The sequence below is a fragment of the Neisseria sp. P0001.S005 genome, assembly GCF_051963715.1.
Map to the genome: position 1 here is coordinate 8,547 of NZ_JBQCTZ010000099.1, position 4,397 is coordinate 12,943.

A 4,397-nucleotide genomic window follows, 5' to 3' on the forward strand; every position below is an offset into this window, starting at 1 on the left:
AGCCGGAGTTTCAGGAGTAGTCGGTTTAGCTGGAGTTTCAGGAGTAGTTGGTTGAGCTGGAGTCGTAGGAGTAGTCGGTTTAGTTGGAGTAATTGGATTAGTTGGGTTGATATCTGGACCGCTCTCACCATTGCTACTACATGCAGTTACCGCGAACAAAGCGGCACAAACCAAAGCTGTCGTTTTGATTTTTGTGTTCATAAGTTTGAATCCTTAAATATTTGAATATCAGTTAAATCTGGTTAATGACTTTTACGGTCGAAAAAAATTTTACAACAAATACATACACAAACAAACAGATAAGATAGAAAGTGTAGGGGGAAACTATTAGGAAGATAATGATATTTAAATATTTATTTTATGAAATCAAGATGTTATGCATTTTGATATTTTTGAATATTTTTTTGATGTTGTAGGAAAGATACAATATATAAAACAGAATGTTATCAAAAATTAAAAGGAATTAAGTCAGGGTAATATGTATAGTCTTACGTAATAGAGTGTCAAATGCTTTTATTTAATAAACTGTTTAGAGTGCGCCCCAAGTTTGTTTATATTTTTTCAGAGGTACATTAAGTCTTTGAAAAAATATACTTTTAAATTTGGCAGGACTATATTTTGTAATATTCAAATTGGGTATATCTAATTGCATCAATAAATCTATTTTATTGACGATTAAAATATTGGGTATTTGAGTAGTTTGGATTCGTTTTATACATGGTGCTTATTTCTATCTGGATGGATAGCGTCAGAGAAGCATGTTTTGAACATGGCAAATTGAAGTGTTTTTATTTTCAATGAAAAACTGCCTTCGGACATTAAATATGCAGAAGGCAGTTTTTTTAAAGTTGGCTTGCTATATTTGAAATTTTGATAAAAAAAGCTTTGATATAAAAGGCTTTTAATCTGATATAAATATTATTATTCTTTCGACGTATTATCTTTGGCTCGTTGAGGCTGCCCCGATTGTTGGTTGCTGCCATTGACGGCATCGCGCCATGCTTTGCGTTCGGCTTCGATTTTGGCGGCTACTTCGTGAACCATAGTTTCTTGTTTTTTGACGGCTGGCTCTTCCGGTGTGTTGTCGGAAAAGTGGAGGCCGTACCACAAGGCGGCGAAAATGCTGCAAACGAAGATAACGGCGATCAGGCCGACGATGGCCTGTTTACCGGCGAGGGGTTTTTCGGGGGGAGGGACGAGGACATCGAAGCAGTCGGCGCAATCGAGGGCGAAACAGACGTTTTCGGCTTCCTTGCGCCCGCGTCGGCCTTCTGTGATGTTGAAGGAGATGTGTTGCCCTTCGGCCGGAAGGCGGGTAAGGGTGGTGAAGGCGGCAAGGGCAAGAAAGATTTCTTGGCCTGTGTCTTCTATGGTAGCGGCGCCGAAGCCGCGCTTGCTGTTCCAGCGAGTAATCGTTCCGTAATAGCGCATAATGTATGTGGGGATATTATTATAGGTAACAGTTTTTCCTTGGACTGATTTTAGATCAAAAAGTTTAGTTATTGTCTTAATTTTACACTAGATTTGTCTTATTGGAAGCATGCAGGCCGTCTGAAGGATTTCAGACGGCCTGCATGGTTTATGCCTATTTATTAAGCACTTTTTGGAAGGTGTCGGTCAGGTGTTGCGCAATGGCACGGCTGCCGAATTGTTGCAGGCAATCTTGGCGCAAACGGACGGGATCGTAGTGTGCATGGTTTTCGTAGAGGGTGAGCAATGCTTTGGTCAGTTCCGGTATGTTTTCGATTGGCACCAGTAGGCCGTTGTCGGAAGTAACGATGGATTCGGGGCCGCCGCAGCGTGTGGCGATAACGGGCAAACCTTGCGACAGTGCTTCGATATAGACGACGCCGAAGGTTTCGGTACGGCTGGCGAGGACGAATGCGTTGCTGTGGCGCATGAGGTCTAGGGTTTGGTCGGTGGTCAATGCGCCGGTAAAGGTAACGGCGTGGTTGATGTCCAAGTCGCTTGCCAGTTGTTTCAGACGGCCTTCTTCTGCGCCGCCACCGCCGATTTTGAGTTTGAGCTGCGGATAGGTTTTGAGTGCTTCGGCAAAGGCAGGCAGGAGCAGGTCGTGGCCTTTGAGGTGGCGCAGGTGGGAGACGCTGCAGAAGGTGAAGTCTTGATGGTTTTTTTCGGGGAACTCGAAATCCTGTTCAAAATTACCGCCCAGCATATTGGGCAGATATTGCCAGTCTGTACCGGCGTAGGTTTTTTCGAGAATGCAGCAGAAATCACGGCTGACGGCAAACCGTGCCGCGCTGTGGCGCACGGCTTCGTGCATGGACGGCCATTGGTTTTTGCGGACAAGGCCGCGTGAAATGGCGCTGCTGTGTTCGGTAATCACATAGGGAATGCCGTATTTTTTGAAGATGGTGCAGGCCAAAATGGCGGCGTAGTTGACGCAATGGGCGTGAATTACGTCGGGTTTGCCGTTGTCGGCGATATAGGCTTCAAAAGCTTTCATGCCTGCATTAACCCAGCGGATGCGGTCGATGTCGACAACCGGGCAGCGCGGGAAGAAATACATGCTGTCGTAGGCGTAAGTGTTGAGTCCGCCTTGCTGATGGCGGCGCAGGCCGTAGAAGCGCGAGAAGATGGTTTTCGGCTGGCTTCTCAAATAGCGGAACATGGGTACGACCATGCCGATTTTCATGCCTTCGCGTTGCAGAGCTTGGGCTTGGAGGCGGAAAAAGATTCCGTCCACGTCGGTTTCGGAAGAAGGATACCAAGAGGGGATAACGACAATATGCATGATGTGTTTTTTATGGAAGTAGATAACGGCGAGGCCGTCTGAAAAGAAAAGATATCTTTCAGACGGCCTTTTGTATATTTAGTTCAATCAGTTGCCGGCAACCGTCATTTTAGAAACCAAGATGGAGCCGATTTGATTGGATGAACGGCGTAAGGCGTTGTCTGCCACGCCGATGATGTCGCGGTACATATCCTGCAAACGTCCGGCAATGGTGATTTCCTGAACTGGATAGGCAATGACGCCGTTTTCCACCCAAAAACCGGCCGCACCGCGCGAGTAGTCGCCGGTAATGCCGTTGACGCCTTGTCCCATCAATTCGGTAACCAGCAAACCTGTTCCCATTTCTTTCAACAGGTCGGCCTGCGTGGCATGGGTGTGGTTCAGATACAGATTGTGCGCGCCGCCGGCGTTGCCCGTTGTCTGCATGCCGAGTTTTTTCGCGCTGTAACTGCTGAGGAAATAGCCTTCAACTATGCCGTCTTTCACCACAAAACGCGGCTGCGTGGCCACGCCTTCGGCATCGAAATAAGTGCTGCGGAACGAGCGCAGGATATGCGGTTCTTCACGAAGGCTGAGAAACTCGGGAAGCACCTGTTTGCCGATGCTGTCAATCAGGAAGCTGCTTTGACGGTAGAGCGCGCCGCCACTGAGTGCGCCGATAAGGTGGCCGATTAAGCCAACGGCGACAGTGGTGTCGAACAGTACGGGATAGCTGCCGGTCGGAACGCTGCGGCTGTTCAGACGGCGTAAAGTCCGTTCGGCTGCGGTTTGGCCGATGAGCTCGGGCGCGTCCATGTCTTCGTGACTGCAGGAAGAATCATACCAATAGTCGCGCTGCATGCCGTGTTCGTCGCTGGCGACCACGCTGCAAGAAATGCTGTGGTGCGTGCTTTGCTGGTGTGCGGCAAAGCCGTGGGTGTTGCCGTAGACGTATTGGTAATGGCCAGTATGAACCGATGCGCCTTCGGAATTTTCAATGCGTTTGTCCGTTGACAGCGCGGCCTGTTCGCATTGCTTGGCCAAATCGATGGCGGATTCGGTACTCAAATCCCATTCGTGGTAGCGGTCGAGGTCGCCGATATGGGTTGCCATCAAGGCAGCGTCGGCAAGGCCAGCGCAATTGTCTTCGGCGGTATAGCGTGCAATATCGATGGCGGCCTTGACCGTATCTTGCAGGGCGCGTTCGGAGAAGTCGGCAGTGCTGGCGCGGCCTTTGCGTTGACCGACATAGACCGTAATGTCTAAAGATTTGTCTTGTTGGAACTCGATTTGTTCGATTTCGCCCAAGCGTACGCTGACGCTTTGGCCGAGCGACTCGCTGAAATCGGCTTCGGCCGAGGTGGCGCCGGATTGTTTGGCCAAATCCAGCGTGTGTCCGCACAAGCGCAACAGCTCGTCCGGTGTGTGGTTAAACAGCATAAAAAGGTTTCCTGACAGGGTTTTGCGGCATTTTAACCGTTTCAGACGGCCTCTGCAAAAATTGCACGGAAAGGCCGTCTGAAAACTGATAAAATAGGCAGATTCAGAAAATCAGGGAAACACACACAATGTTTGAACAAGAAGATGAATGGGTCAGCAAAACCCAAATGAAAAAGCAGATGAACGATTTGCAGGCTTTGGGTATGGAATTGACCAAGCTCTC

Annotated in this window: 5 protein-coding genes; 1 reads left to right on the top strand and 4 read right to left on the bottom strand. The window is 48.6% G+C overall.

Annotated elements, in window-relative coordinates:
* From ACTHSP_RS12270 to pmbA, 4 genes are all read right to left on the bottom strand, one after another.
* On the bottom strand, positions 1-201 hold a 201-nt coding region (locus ACTHSP_RS12270; RefSeq protein WP_440346181.1), incomplete at its 3' end, for a hypothetical protein.
* 720 nt (positions 202-921) lie between these two features.
* A complete protein-coding gene (locus tag ACTHSP_RS12275; RefSeq protein ID WP_314512048.1) occupies positions 922-1,431 on the bottom strand; it encodes a cold shock domain-containing protein in 510 nt (169 codons plus the stop codon).
* A gap of 154 nt (positions 1,432-1,585) precedes the next feature.
* Positions 1,586-2,755, bottom strand: a complete 1,170-nt coding sequence (locus ACTHSP_RS12280) for a glycosyltransferase (RefSeq protein WP_440346182.1) — start codon at positions 2,753-2,755, stop codon at positions 1,586-1,588.
* 87 nt (positions 2,756-2,842) lie between these two features.
* Positions 2,843-4,174 (bottom strand): metalloprotease PmbA, encoded by a 1,332-nt coding sequence (pmbA, locus tag ACTHSP_RS12285; RefSeq protein ID WP_314512052.1) that lies wholly within the window; start codon positions 4,172-4,174, stop codon positions 2,843-2,845.
* A gap of 128 nt (positions 4,175-4,302) precedes the next feature.
* Here pmbA and ACTHSP_RS12290 point away from each other — a divergent pair.
* Positions 4,303-4,397: dual-action ribosomal maturation protein DarP (locus tag ACTHSP_RS12290; RefSeq protein ID WP_440346183.1), on the top strand; the 95-nt coding region annotated here is incomplete at its 3' end.